The 14,529-nt window shown below is 36.4% G+C and carries 11 protein-coding genes; 5 read left to right on the top strand and 6 right to left on the bottom strand.

Features of this window, described 5'->3' with window-relative positions:
• The coding region (locus tag Q0L68_RS08565) for a molybdopterin cofactor-binding domain-containing protein (RefSeq protein ID WP_296701716.1) at positions 1-953 on the bottom strand (953 nt) is incomplete at its 3' end.
• A gap of 5 nt (positions 954-958) precedes the next feature.
• Entirely contained in the window at positions 959-1,414 is a 456-nt protein-coding gene (locus Q0L68_RS08570; protein ID WP_296701718.1) for a (2Fe-2S)-binding protein, read from the bottom strand.
• Positions 1,415-1,624: 210 nt separating this feature from the next.
• On the opposite strand from Q0L68_RS08570, the gene Q0L68_RS08575 reads away from it, so the two are divergent.
• The 4 genes from Q0L68_RS08575 (at position 1,625) to Q0L68_RS08590 (ending at position 6,132) form a co-directional block, all read left to right on the top strand.
• Positions 1,625-2,764 (top strand): MBL fold metallo-hydrolase, encoded by a 1,140-nt coding sequence (locus Q0L68_RS08575; RefSeq protein ID WP_296701721.1) that lies wholly within the window; start codon positions 1,625-1,627, stop codon positions 2,762-2,764.
• A 178-nt stretch (positions 2,765-2,942) separates the two neighbouring features.
• A complete protein-coding gene (locus Q0L68_RS08580; RefSeq protein ID WP_296701723.1) occupies positions 2,943-4,094 on the top strand; it encodes a Gfo/Idh/MocA family oxidoreductase in 1,152 nt (383 codons plus the stop codon).
• Positions 4,095-4,171: 77 nt separating this feature from the next.
• Positions 4,172-4,687 carry a DUF2911 domain-containing protein gene (locus Q0L68_RS08585; RefSeq protein WP_296701725.1) on the top strand — a complete coding sequence of 172 codons (516 nt, stop codon included), beginning with the start codon at positions 4,172-4,174 and terminating at the stop codon, positions 4,685-4,687.
• Between the two features lie 116 nt (positions 4,688-4,803).
• The gene (locus tag Q0L68_RS08590) at positions 4,804-6,132 is read left to right on the top strand and encodes a DEAD/DEAH box helicase (RefSeq protein ID WP_296701728.1); all 1,329 of its coding nucleotides are present in this window, start codon (positions 4,804-4,806) and stop codon (positions 6,130-6,132) included.
• An 85-nt stretch (positions 6,133-6,217) separates the two neighbouring features.
• Here Q0L68_RS08590 and Q0L68_RS08595 read toward each other — a convergent pair whose 3' ends face one another.
• From Q0L68_RS08595 to Q0L68_RS08605, 3 genes are all read right to left on the bottom strand, one after another.
• A complete protein-coding gene (locus Q0L68_RS08595) occupies positions 6,218-8,974 on the bottom strand; it encodes a toll/interleukin-1 receptor domain-containing protein (RefSeq protein WP_296701730.1) in 2,757 nt (918 codons plus the stop codon).
• Between the two features lie 293 nt (positions 8,975-9,267).
• Positions 9,268-10,263, bottom strand: coding sequence for a type II CAAX endopeptidase family protein (locus Q0L68_RS08600; protein WP_296701732.1), 996 nt, complete (start codon positions 10,261-10,263; stop codon positions 9,268-9,270).
• An 11-nt stretch (positions 10,264-10,274) separates the two neighbouring features.
• Positions 10,275-10,709, bottom strand: a complete 435-nt coding sequence (locus Q0L68_RS08605; RefSeq protein ID WP_296701734.1) for a MarR family winged helix-turn-helix transcriptional regulator — start codon at positions 10,707-10,709, stop codon at positions 10,275-10,277.
• Between the two features lie 546 nt (positions 10,710-11,255).
• Here Q0L68_RS08605 and Q0L68_RS08610 point away from each other — a divergent pair.
• Complete coding sequence (locus Q0L68_RS08610; RefSeq protein WP_296701736.1) at positions 11,256-13,355, top strand: PQQ-binding-like beta-propeller repeat protein; 2,100 nt, start codon at positions 11,256-11,258, stop codon at positions 13,353-13,355.
• A gap of 157 nt (positions 13,356-13,512) precedes the next feature.
• Here Q0L68_RS08610 and Q0L68_RS08615 read toward each other — a convergent pair.
• The coding region (locus Q0L68_RS08615; protein ID WP_296701738.1) for an amidohydrolase family protein at positions 13,513-14,529 on the bottom strand (1,017 nt) is incomplete at its 5' end.

A 14,529-nucleotide genomic window follows, 5' to 3' on the forward strand; every position in this document is an offset into this window, starting at 1 on the left:
ACATTTCCATCTCTTCTCCTTTCGTCAGCTTTTCTTGAATCGAGCATTTCCCGAAAGAGTCGATCATGATCGCTAGTACTTTCAACAAGTCCATCTACCTCATATTCTATCTTCAGGATTTTTTTGGCTTTCATTAATGGCCAAGTTGAATCACCGATAATCGCGACATTATTATCAAATGTGATTACATCGGTAACCCCCTTGACATTTCTTGCGCCAGATTCATTAACTGATTTAATTTTCATACCAAATGGAGGACGCTGAATCATCGCATGCTTCATTCCCTCTCTGTAGAAGTCTAGTCCAAAAAGTGGTTTTCCTGTGAAAATCGCAGCGTTATCTACATTTTTCACGGGAGTACCGATGATTTTAAAATCTTTAGGGTCTTTTAGAGCAATTTCTTCAGGGGCTTCCATCATGGATGCTGCAGTAGCCATGTCACCATAGCTTGCTTCTTTACCACTTCCTTTATGATAGATCATTCCTGCAGAGGTAGTTATTTCAGATGCTGGAACCGACCATTCTTTTGCAGCGGCTGCAATCAAAAGATATCTAGCAGTAGCTCCTGCTTTTCTAAGTCTTTCCCAAGAATGCGGCATTGCACCTGACCCACCTGTTAATTGCCGATCAAATTTTTCGGTGTCCAGATTAGCCTGCATTACCCTCACTTTGTTCCAATCAGCATCCAGTTCTTCTGCTACAACCATTGGGAAAGAGGTCTTGATATTTTGACCTAATTCTGGATTAGGAGAATAAATCACGATATCTCCGCTAGGAGCGATGGATAGATAGGCATTAAAATTCTTTGCTTGAGAAAGAACTTGCTCATTACTTAATACCTCCATTTTTGGAGATTCGCAACCAAGCCAGTTGAAACCGATAAATAGACCTCCAGCCGTAGTTCCTGCAATCTTGAGAAAATCTCTTCTATTAGTTTTTTTAAGTGTAGCCATAGTTTTTAGATTTTAGCAGCCTTAGCGACAGCTTCTCTGATTTTATGATAAGTTCCACATCGACAGAGATTTCTGTTCATTGCATTTTCAATTTCTTCCATGCTTGGAGATGGATTTTTTTTCAAAAACGCTGCTGCATTCATAATCTGACCTGCTTGACAATAACCGCATTGGGCTACGTCGATTTCTTCCCATGCTTTTTGAACAGGGTGATCTCCTTCTTTGGAAAGACCTTCAATAGTTGTTATTTCGTCAGATCCTACACTTGAAACGGGCATTGAGCAAGAAAAAATTGCAGCCCCGTTTAAATGAACAGTGCATGCTCCGCATTGTGCGATACCACATGAATATTTAGTACCCACTAAACCGAGATGATCCCGAAGGACCCATAATAATGGAGTATCTTCTTCAACATCAACGGTGTGAGCGTTTCCGTTAATTTTAAGATTAAATGTTGCCATGAATTTTATAGTTTGGACTTTAAGTTAAAGAAAATCAAAAACTAAACGAAGCCGTTTGTATAATTTACCAAACGACATCGAAATTTGCTAAACTGTTTTTGAAAGAACCTTGTTTGAAACGAGAGTATATAAATTGAATAATTGAAGTAAATCCTTTACCCAATTTATATGTACTCTTTGAAGTAAATTTGATTTACCTAAACTCCCCATATGATTAGATATCCTTTAAAAGGAATAAGAAAAATATTCTTTTTTATTCTTTGGTTAATTATATTCTTTATCATTTTAGGCTTTCTTTTCGTCAATTTGAGTCCACAATTCGGAGCTAATCCCAGCGAAGAACAAATGGCTGAATTTGGGAAATTGGAGCATTACTCGAATGGTGAATTCCATAACCTCATCCCTACCAACATGATGATGGATATGAAACAAGCAGCCAAAATGTTACCGGAGTTTTTTAAAAATGATCCTTCAAGAATTCCAGATTTTGAAATCCCAATCATTAAAATAGATTCTCTTGATTTGATAGTCGATAGAATTCCTCCTCGACTGATTTGGTTTGGGCACTCAGCCTTTTTGCTTCAGATCAATGGTAAAAACATCCTTTTGGATCCTATGTTGGGAGATGTCCCAGCCCCCCATCCTTGGTTAGGTAAAAAGCGCTTTAGTAAAGAACTACCCATAGAAATCGAACAGCTTCCTGAAGTTGATATGATTCTTTTCTCTCATGATCATTACGATCACATGGATTATGAATCGGTACAGCGCTTGAAAATTAAAACTAAGGCCTTTTATGTTCCTTTGGGTGTCGGTGCACATTTGGAATCATGGGGCATTGAACCCGATAAAATCTTCGAAATGGACTGGTGGGATGAAATAAATGTCGATGATTTAAAACTAGCTTTTGCACCATCTCGTCATTTTTCCGGACGAGGGCTTAATAATAGGTTCTCAACGCTTTGGGGTTCTTGGATCATTCAAGGAGAATCTCATAATATTTATTTTAGTGGAGATGGTGGCTATGGCCCTCATTTCAAAGAAATTGGCGAGAAATATGGACCTTTTGATTTTGCGATGATGGAATGCGGACAGTACAATGAGCGTTGGAAGGAAATTCACATGATGCCGGAAGAAACAGCACAAGCTGGATTAGATATTCAAGCTAAAATGATTATGCCTATTCATTGGGCTGCCTTTAGTTTAGCTATGCATTCTTGGACTGATCCAGTAGAAAGGGTTCTTAAAAAGGCAGAAGAAATAAACCTCCCAATTTTGATCCCAAAAATCGGATCTTATATTGAGTTGGAAGGAAAAAATCAGGTAGTAGAAGAATGGTGGATAAAACCATAAAATTTTTCTGATCTGATTGATTTACAGATGAAAGGCAAATAAATCCTGCCCCTTTTACTTTAATTCTACTGATTTTTCCTGCATTTATCATGAAATGACAATTTATTGATTACCTATTTTTCAATCAAAATTCCTAATTTGAGGTTTTAAATTATTTTAAATCAACCTAAAAAAACCAATGTCTCAGACAATTAATGTTGCTATCGTAGGAACCGGATTTATTGGTCCAGCTCATTTAGAAGCACTAAGAAGAATCCCATATATTCAGGTTACAGGACTTGTAGAAGTTAATCAAGAAGTTGCTGATGTTAAGGCTAAAGAGTTAGGCATTCCTAATGCATACACTTTTGAAAATATGCTGAAAGATGAGAGTATTCAAGTAGTCCATATTTGTACTCCTAATTTCTTGCATTTTCCCCAGACCAAAGCCTGCTTACTAGCTGGAAAACACGTCGTTTGTGAAAAGCCGCTTGCTAACACCATAGAGGAAGCAGAGGAATTGGTTTCTTTGGCAGCCGAAAAAGGATTGGTAAATGCCGTACATTTTAACCTTCGCTATTATCCTATGGTTCGCCAAATGAAAGTAATGCGAGAAAAGGGTGAATTGGGAGATGTAAATTCTGTGATGGGATCCTATTTACAAGATTGGCTTTTCTTCAAAACTGATTATAACTGGAGACTTGAACCTGATCAATCTGGTGGTTCAAGAGCAATAGCTGATATTGGTTCTCACCTTTTGGACATGACTGAATATGTGACAGGGTTAAGAATTACTTCAGTGATGGCTGATTTTTCTACTGTTCATAAAACCCGTTTGAAACCATTAAAAGCAATAGAGACTTTCACTGGCAAAACTCTAGATGAATCTGATTATAAAGAATATCCAGTTACTTCAGAAGACTATGCTACTGTTTTGCTTCGTTTTGATAATGGTCGAACTGGTTCAATTACTGTAAGTCAAATAAATGCAGGTCGCAAAAACAGACTTAATATTGAAATCTCAGGATCAAAATCAAATTTTGAGTTCAACACTGAAAAACCAAATGAGCTTTGGATTGGTAAAAGAGAAACTGCCAATTCCGTTTTGATGAAAGATCCTTCTTTAGTAGATGAAGGAGCACGTTCTTTGGTAAGTTTCCCAGGAGGTCACCAAGAGGGATTCCCTGATACATCAAAGCAACTTTTCAAAGAAGTATATGCTGCAGTAAGAGAAGGTAAACAACCTAAATCACCAACTTTCCCAACCTTTGCTGATGGACTTAGAGAATTGATCATCGGCGAAGCAATTGTAGAAAGTAATTCGAAAGAAGCTTGGGTTAAAATTCCTTAAACAAAAGTCCTTTTGTAAAGTATAAGACAAGTAATACCATAAAATAAACCTTAATTACCAAAATAAATTCTTAACACATGAAAACAATAAATTTTAAGAAAAGTCTATTTGGTTTTGTCCTGATGGCATTAATTGGTTTTTCAGCAACAGCACAAGAAAAACCAAGTCCTGCAAAAACAGCAGAAGGTACCGTTGGCGATGCAAAAATCACTATTAATTACAGTAGCCCTGCTGTAAAAGGAAGAGTAATTTGGGGCGACTTAGTTCCTTTGGACCAAGTATGGAGAGCTGGAGCAAATGAGGCAACAACCTTCACTACTAGCAAAGATATTATGGTTGAAGGAAAAAAATTGCCTGCTGGTACTTATGGATTCTTCGTTATTCCTGGCGAAACTCAATCAACTCTAATCTTTAACAAGGTAGCAAAACAATGGGGAGCATTTGACTATGATGCAAGCCAGGATGTACTTCGAGTTACTGTCCCTTCACAGCAAACATCTACTATGGAGGAGCGTTTGGTTTATGAAGTGAAGCCATCAAGCTTTGAAATTAGATGGGAATATGGAAAAGCATCTGCAAAACTAGGATCGTAATCCAACAATAATTCACTATTAAAAAGCCGCAAGATTGAGTTCTTGCGGCTTTTATTGTTAATCCCCTGTCTCCAAAATAATGATAGCTTAAAACATTTTTTTTAATCCCATTTTTTATGAACCTACCTTTGTGTATGCCCACTCCTACCAAAAGCCAAACTGAAATACTCTCCAAATTAGGAATTGCCAGTCTCAACCCTATGCAACTGGAATCAAAACAAGCAATTGATACTAGTAAAGACCTAATATTACTTTCCCCAACGGGGACAGGAAAAACCTTAGCGTTTTTACTTCCTCTTATTCAAGGCTTAGATGAAAATATTAAAGAGATTCAGCTTTTGATTATAGTTCCGTCCCGTGAACTTGCAATTCAAATTGAGCAAGTCATGCGTGAAATGGGAACTGGATTTAAAGTAAATGCAGTTTATGGAGGTCGTGCAGGCTCTAAAGATCGAATAGAAATCAAACATAGACCTGCAGTTTTAATCGGAACTCCCGGCCGAGTAGCGGATCATTTAAGAAGAGGTGCATTTGAAAAGGAAAAAATTCAAACTATCGTTTTGGATGAATTTGACAAGTCTTTAGAGATTGGCTTTGAAAGTGAAATGCGAGACATTTTGGATTTATTGCCGACTATAAAACAAAGAATTCTCACCTCTGCGACGCAAGATGTAAAAATCCCGAAATTCGTTCAACTTCATTCTCCTATCATAATTGACTATTTGAGTGAGAAAATCAGTCAATTAAAAGTTAAACTGGTAACATCTCCTACCAAAGATAAGCTAGAAACTTTGATTCAATTGGTCAGTAATTTGGGAAAACAAAATGGGATTATCTTTTGCAATTTCAGAGATTCCATTCAACATGTAAGTAATTTTTTATCCGATTTTGGGATTTCCCATGGGGTATTCCATGGAGATATGGAGCAGCAAGATCGTGAACGATCACTTATCAAATTTAGAAATGGAACACACCAACTCCTTTTGGCTACTGATTTAGCAGCTAGAGGTATTGATGTTCCTGAATTAGGATATATTATTCATTATCAGTTACCAAATAGAGAATCAGAGTTCATTCATAGAAATGGGAGAACTGCCCGAATGAATGTGGAAGGATCAGCTTATATCCTTCATTATGATAAAGAAAAACTTCCTGATTTCACCCATGACGCTGAACTGGAAAAACTAAGCAAAGCCGCACTTCCATTGGCTTCTGATTGGTCTACCATATTTATTTCAGGTGGAAGAAGCAATAAAATTTCCAAGGGAGATATTGCAGGTTTCTTTATGAAACAAGGAAATCTTAAAAAAGAGGATTTGGGAATTATTGAACTTAAAACAGATTGTGCTTTTGTGGGAGTAAAAACAGATCAAATCGAAAAGCTTTTGCCAAAAGTCAATCAAATGAAATTGAAGGAGAAAAAGGTCAGAGTTACATTGATTTAGGATTTGGAATCAATCCAGTTTTGGTGATAAAAAGATTTTGAATTCAAATCAGAGTGCTTTTCATAAGTTAGAAAAGTGCTCTTGGTTAAATATCAAATTCTTTTTTTTGGCCTTTGGTCAATGGAGCAACATAATCTTCCAAAAATTTATCCAATTCAATTTTGCTGTAAATGACTAGTTTACAATCCTTGTCTTCAGCCAAAAATTGATTCCAACTATTCATATAGCCAACGATTATGTAATTTCCATCAGGAGATAAATTAATTGATGAAATATATTTATCGGGTTGATGGATTTTTAATAACTCAGTTCCTTCTATGTCCCAGATCCTGGCAGTGGGACTTCCTTTATCAAATGGATTTATTTTTGGGAATGACAGTGTAAGAATAGACTTGTTATCTTGAGCAAATTTTATTGGATCGACACTTTCACTGTTTAGATTAAATTCCTGGATTAGCCTTCCCTCCAAATTCCATAAATGTGTTTTGCCATAAGAAGGCCCAAATAAAGAAGTTTCTTGTGAGGTAGGGAATGTCATGATTGTACTACTGTTGGGAGCAATTGCTACTGGAATAACCTTTTCATTTGGGAGTTTATATTCTTGAATCAAGGATCCCTCTAAATCCCACAGATTAGTCCCGAAATTGGAGTTTGTAAGGAATGTTTTTCCATTAGGTGAAAAACGCAAGATATCAGTTTCAGCATCATTAAGCGGTATTTCCAAGATAGAGTTTTCCTCCCATTTCCATTTATAAATAGAAGTTATTTTCCATGGTAAATAGCCTTCTGGTTTTATCTCTGACTTGGTACTTATTAGAATGGATTCGCCATCAGGAGCCAAAACGAATGAATCAACTATTTCGCCTTTAGGTAGGTATTCTTGGAGGAGATTACCTTCTAAATCCCAAATAGAAACTCCTCTTGCGGTTTGAGTTAGTATGGAATTGCCATCTGGATTAAATACAGCATTTTCAACTATGCTTTTGTCATTTTTAAATTCTGTCAGTAATTCCCCCTTAAAACTCCAAAGAAAGGCTGATGAATCTTTTGAACTGATAAGGATGGATTCATTATTTGGCGATACATCTATGGAATGAATTGGTCTCTCCCCTACACTAAATTCATTCACTTTTAATGCATTCAATCCTCCTTGGTACCATTTTCGGAAAGATTTATCCAATGATCCTGTAAAGATCATATTGTCTTCGGTTGGATCAAAAGCAAATAAATTGACCATATCTTCATGTCCCTTGAATTCTTTAATGATTTCTCCTTTCAAGTCAATCAATCTTGCAGTATTCTCAAATGATCCATAAAGGATTTTTGTACCATCGGGAGAAAAAGTTGAATTCCAAGATCCATTTTCAAAATTTATTAATTCCGGCATTTTAAAATCAGATTTTAGATTGCCATTTGTGTCAAATAATTGAATATTATTGACACTGGAACACACCATAACTGTTTGTCCATCATTTGAAAATGCTACGGTATTTGTGATGGTGTAGGGTTCTCCGAAATTTGGATCATTAGTACTGAAAGTTGATTTTAAATCACCATTTAAATCAAAAAGGCCAGCAGCTGATTTAGAACCATTATAACCTATTAAAACTGAAGTTCCGTCGGGTGAAAAAGCAACAGATTTGATATCTCCAATTATTTCAAATTCCTGTCGTCGATCTCCATTAATATTCCATATAAAAGCGCCTAAATGAGAACCTGCCAAAACCAAATTGCCATCAGGGGAAAAGCTCACTGCTGAAAAACCTAATTCTCCACTTTCAGCCCCTTCATATTTGAATTGCTTTATTAAGCTTCCATTTAGATCCCATAAAAACATACCCTTGGTGGATCCTGTTAGGATTGAATTACCATCTGGTGAAAATTTAGCTGACCAAATTGATCCTTTATCAGGGTTGAATTCTTTTATTTTATTCCCCTCTAGATGACTTAAAATAATACTTCCATCATCACTAGTAAGGAGTATGATATGATTCTTTGAAATGTCAACAGATGTAAATATGCTTGTATCTTTTGAGGCTAGAATTCTATAAAATGAATTTCTATTTATAATGGAGAAGGCTGACCGTTCAAATTCAGGATAATCATAGATTTTAAGCGCTTCTTGCTCGAGTCTTAAAGCCAAAGTGGGATTAGTGCTTTCCATTGCTTTTGCCCTAAAATGTAACAGGGATGCCTTGGTTCTACTAAGGTTTATCATCGTCAAAACTATGGCCAAGGTCATTAATGACATCACTATAGCAACAGCCCAATTTCTAATTCTGATGGTTCTTTTATATTGCTTTGTAGCTTCACCGATCATATCTCCAATGGATTTACCGTGAAGAGTGGCTGCCAAAACCACTAGTCTTTTTTCGAATTCAGGATTATCAAGATTTAAATTTTCTTCAGTTCCCAAATTTCGAAAATCAACATAAAAAGGTTCTCCTTTAAATACTCCGGAGAGATTTCTTGGAAGAGCTGTGGTTACATTCCAATCAAAATCGTTCGTATCTTCATCCCACAAAATTTCACCTTCAGTTAGAATGATTAAAAAATTCTCTATTGGTTTGTTTTCTAGCCAATAATCCACTTCCCTCTGACACCATTTTGATTGGGCATATCTCTGATTTGCCATACAGATAAAGAATTCAGAATTTTCCAGTCCCATTCGAATCTTATCACCTAGATCGGCTGCAATAGAAAGATCGTTTCCATCTCTAAATATTTCTAATGCTCGACGTTTAAAAGTTGGTTTGGCAAATTTCTCAAGTCCTTTTTCAATACTTGGACCAAGAACAGAATCTTGTCCATGACTATAAGAGAGAAAAGCATTGTATTTCATAAGATTGGAAAATTAGAACAAACTACTTGAAAATTAGAAATAAGATTCTAGAAATAGGTTGATCGTATTTTATTCACAATTAAAAAGATTTCTTCTCGTAAAAATTACAGAAAGATCATCAATTATTGATTGATCTCTATTGTGTATTCCTTGATATAGTTGAAAATTGACTATATACTGTTAATGAATTTTGGATTTTAGCCTATGCATCTTTTTTTTTAAGATTAAAGCCAAGAAGATTAGAATCCTCTTGGCTTCCTTTAGAAATAAAACTCAAGTTGGTTTAGCTTATATTATCTTGCAATTGATCGAATTTCTAAAGAATTATGTTTTGGTGCATTAGTTTGTTGTTTATTGCCAACGTCAAATCCCTCTTTTGTAACCATAAATTTTAAAAAGCTATTTCTATTTGGGATCCGTGTTTTTCCAACCCAATAATTGATAGCCCAAAGTGATACTAAAGTAAATGGAACAATAAAGACACTATTTTCTGCTCCAAACTCTCCTCCACTCAACCAGTCAGGACCTATAGGTGATTGAGTAATCATCGAAGGAGAAGAATGACCACTGGATGCGAAACCAAAAATTGAAGCTTGAAAGAAATTCCAACCCAAATGAAGACCGATTGGCATCCATAACTGCCCTGTTTTTAGGTATGCGTATACCAACTGTATCGTAATTATCATGATTAAGAGAGTGCTCAAAATGGTGGCATCTGGATTTGCAGCATGTATCAATCCAAATAGAATAGTGGATAAGATTATCCCCCAACGAAGTCCTAATCCTTTACTTATGTTTTGTAGTATTATTCCCCGAAAGGCTATTTCCTCCCACCAAGCCACAATTGAGAATTGTAATAACATCCCTAACATGATGATAAGACTTGCCGAACTTAAATTCACTCCCTCTGAATAATTATCTGACCACCAACTAAATCCTTCGAATTTTATCAGGTCTAAGGATAAAAGTAGGAAATACATGGCTGCCATTATCAAAGCACTTGTTAGAACGCCTATGATGACATCCAATAATGCAAGTCTATTAAAATTTAGACCGAGTGAAGATAAACTTTCTTTATCTACATATTTTCTACTTAGGAAAGCTGCTGTTGTTGACGAAATAGCTAACAAGATAAACCATAGCAGTCCCCCTCCTTTTAGACTACCCAATATCTCGCGAACTACAAAAGTAAGAGAGAGGTTAATGGCCATAAAAAATATTATAAAACTCAATATTCGCCAGCCTGCTCGATAAATTCCAGTTTCTGGATTGATAAATAAATTTTTCATAGTATGCTCATTTATTGACAGTTAGATTTAATTTTCCTTAGCAAGGAATTAAGTTGGTTTAGTTCAGTATCAGTAATTCCTAACAGTGCTATAGATCTGTTATTGGTGATAATTTTTGGCAAGGTTTCCACCACTTTTTCTCCATGAGGAGTGATCTCTAGTTTAAATCTCCTTCGATCTTCCTCATTCATAGATCTTTTTAAAAACCCATTATTTACCATGGTATTGATCATGCGAGTCAAAGAAGCATTGTCTTTGAACAGTAAATCTGCCAATTCATTTTGAGTTAAATCTGGATATTCTGCCAAATGGATCAATGCGATACTTTGATCAATTGTAATGTTTTCCAATTCCTCAGAAATACGTTGTTGAGCAAATTTTCTATAAGCTTTTATTGTGCTTTCGATGGTATGAAAAATGGTTTCTGATGGTAATGAAATTTCCATATTTATTTTATTTGATATAAATATAATTGATATATCAATAAAAACAATTATGAATGATTAAAATGATTAAAAATATTTTTCAATAAAGTAAGTCAGGTAATTTAAAAGCCCAGAAAAATAGTTAGCTCTTATCATAATTTGATTATAAAAAAAAATTGGAATCAATTTCAAATCGACTCTGATTCCAATTTTTTATATTTCTACAGTAAAAATAAAGAACTCAAATATGTAGATTTCATTCATTTCTTTATCCCCAGAACATCCATGGGGGCGTAATTTTGCAACCAAAACTAAGGCATTATCTAATCCTGCTTGGCAAACTGTTTCTATTAAAGGATTTTGGGATTATGAGGTAAAACCTTCAAGTTTGAAATTATATAGGAATACAGAAAGACTTCTGCTATAATGTGAATCTAATTCTAATTTGAAAAACTTCAAAAGGCACAAAAATCTATTACTTGTTGCTTTTTTATTTCAAATTGTCTCTAAAACAAGTTCTATGTTCAGAAAATGTAGTTCTTAGATTTTCGAATTAAATTCAAGGACATGAAAAAATACATAGACGTAGTTCTGATTGTTTTCTGTCTCCAATTTTTCACCTACTGCACTCAAAATAAGAATGTTGACTGGTCAGAATACAATGGTGATGGAGCTCGAAGCCATTACTCTGCCATCAAGCAGATCGATACGTCTAATGTTTCTAAACTGAAAATTGCTTGGACTTATTCTTCTGGAGGCGCTGATTCTATCAGAAATCGATCTCAGATTCAATCCAATGCTATTATCATTTCCGGGGTACTTTATGGCGTTTCTGCAGGCTTACAAGCATTTGCTTTAGATGCGATGACAGGACAAGAACTTTGGAAAACCAATTTAGAGAAGAATGAAGGAACCACAAGCAGAGGTGTGACTTATTGGTCCGATGGAGAGAAAAATAGGATTTTCTTTGGATTAGGCCCATGGCTTTATGCACTTGATGCTTCGACTGGTGATTTGATTAAGGAATTTGGGGATCAGGGAAGAATAGATCTTCAAGTGGGAATAGATCGGCCAGGAGCTGATAATTATGTGACTTCAAATACACCTAACACTATTTTCGATAATTTAATTATCACGGGGACACGTGTTTCAGAATCGGAAACTGCTCTGCTTGGAGACATTAGGGCATACGATACTCGAGATGGTCATTTGGCCTGGACTTTTAAAACTATTCCTGATCTAGGAAGGGCTGGTTATGAAACTTGGTATCCTGAAAATCCAAGGCAACGTTTAGGTGGAGCGAATTCGTGGATGGGAATGGCTATTGATCGTGAAAGAGGAATCGTATATGTGCCTACAGGATCTGCGGCTTTTGATTTCTATGGAGGTAACAGGAAAGGAGACAATTTATATGCAAATAGTCTTCTCGCCTTAAATGCTAATGACGGCAAACTAATCTGGCACTATCAAGTCGTTCATCATGATATTTGGGATAGAGATATTCCTGCACCTCCCAATTTATTCACGATCACACAAAATGGTAGGAAGATTGATGTAGTATCAGTAATTACCAAGCAAGGCCATACATTTATATTTGATCGTGAAACAGGTGAGCCAATATATCCAATTGAAGAGGTCTCTTTTCCTCAAAAGGCAGTTTCAGGTGAATTCCCAAGTCTAACTCAACCAATTCCTGTCAAACCAAATCCGTTTACAAGACAGACATTTATCCCAACCGACTTCAATTCATTTGTAGCTGATAAAGATTCGCTGATTGAAGTACTGAAACAAGCAAACTTCGCTTCTGTTTACACTCCTATCACAGAAAAGATGACTATTATTTTTCCGGGCACAGATGGAGGTGGCCAATGGGGCGGAGCAGCTACTGACCCAAATGGGATCATGTATATTCCTGCAAAAGAAATCCCAGTTTATACCTCTTTAGTTTTAAGAGAAACCGAATCCAACCAAGTCATCTCTAGTGGAAATTCACTTTATAATTTGTACTGCTCGAATTGCCATGGAAAAGATTTAGGTGGAAACCACGATGGCTCCTATCCTGGCTTAACCAAAATTCAAAATCAGCTTTCAAAAGATCAGATTCTCTCTTTGTTGGCTAACGGTAAAGGTATGATGCCTTCATTTTCCCATATTTCTCAATCAGAGCGAGAGGCTATTACCAACTTTCTAATGGAAATAGTTTCCAATGAAAAAATAGAATCTAGTCTAAACAACTTCTCCTCCTATCAACACACAGGTTACAATCGTTGGTATGATTCAAATGGCTACCCAGTGAGCACTCCACCTTGGGGAACTTTAACTGCAATAGATGCGAATACTGGGGAGCATCGCTGGCAGGTTCCTTTAGGTGAATACAAGGAACTTACAGCAAAAGGAATTCCTCCTACAGGTACTGATAATTATGGGGGTCCATTGGTGACAGCGGGAGGTTTAATCTTCATGGCGGGCACACCTGACGAGAAAATAAGAGCATTTAATAAGTCCAGTGGTGAACTAGTGTGGGAGCATGATCTTCCTGCTGCCGGCTATGCCACTCCAAGTACTTACAGAGTAAATGGTAAGCAATACATCGTAATTGCGTGCGGAGGCGGTAAGTTAAAGTCAAAATCAGGAGATAAGTATGTGGCATTTTCCCTAGAAAATTAACTCTGCAAAACGATAGAGAAAATAATTCTTCGCTATTACTAGACACCATCAAAACAACAAAAAACCAGAAGTGCAGACTATCACTGGTCCTTTAACTTCTGGTTTCATCACCTATGCTAGGTGAAAAGTCTATGCTTAAAAACTCAAATTTCGCAGCTTATTTATTTATCCCTGGAACATTGGTTGGAGCGTAATCCTGCCACCAAAACTTCGGCATTTTTTTCTCCTCCGGATAAATCTCGTCCAATGTATTTCCTTCATATAATCGCCCATTAAACATGACATGACTTATATCTTTAGAATTTCTAATATTATCCAGAGGGTTACTATTTAGGATGACCAAATCCCCAAGTTTACCCACTTCCAAGGTTCCTAAATCTTGATCTAAACCAATCGCTTCGGCACCTAAAATTGTTGCAACTCTTAAAACATCATATTCTGTCATGCCCCCAGACTGTACAGCCCATAGCTCCCAATGATAGCCCAAGCCTTGCAATTGTCCATGGCTACCTATGCCTGCACGACCACCTGCCTCAACCAAGTCTTTGGCAAAAGTAGATTGTTCTACATGGACATATTCCTCTTCCATAAACCAACCTGCATTTCGTCTTCTAGTTCTAGAATCTAAATTCCAATGAGGCATAAAATGAGTCAATTTTGGATCATCATGAGGATTTTCAGTAGCATAGAAATAATTCTCTGTCCAAGGTCCTCCATAAGCTACTAAAAGTGTTGGAGTATACACAGTTCTGGAAAAAGCTACCAAATCAATCACATCTTGATACAAAGGGAAAATAGGAAAAGAGTGCTCGTGACCAGGATATCCATCAATTATTTGAGTAAGATTATTCTTAAAGTCAAGACCACCTTCTGTAGTTGGCATAATGCTTTGTTCGCGTGCTGCTTGGATAATCCATTGCCTTTGCTGACGGTTTCCTGCTCCATACATTTTTACAGTTTTGGTATTGTAATAAGAACTGTATCGCTTCATCACTTGACGAGCATGTTCTAGACTACTTACATTTTCGCTTCCAAATATTCCCGGGCCTGTAGAATAAATTCTTGGGCCAATAAGTTTACCGGCGTCTACTAGATCACCATAGGTCAATACATCAGTAGTTGCAGTCTGTGGATCGCGTGTAGTAGTAACCCCAAAAGCCAGATTGGTCAGATA

The organism is Algoriphagus sp. (assembly GCF_024642405.1).
Classification (GTDB): domain Bacteria; phylum Bacteroidota; class Bacteroidia; order Cytophagales; family Cyclobacteriaceae; genus Algoriphagus.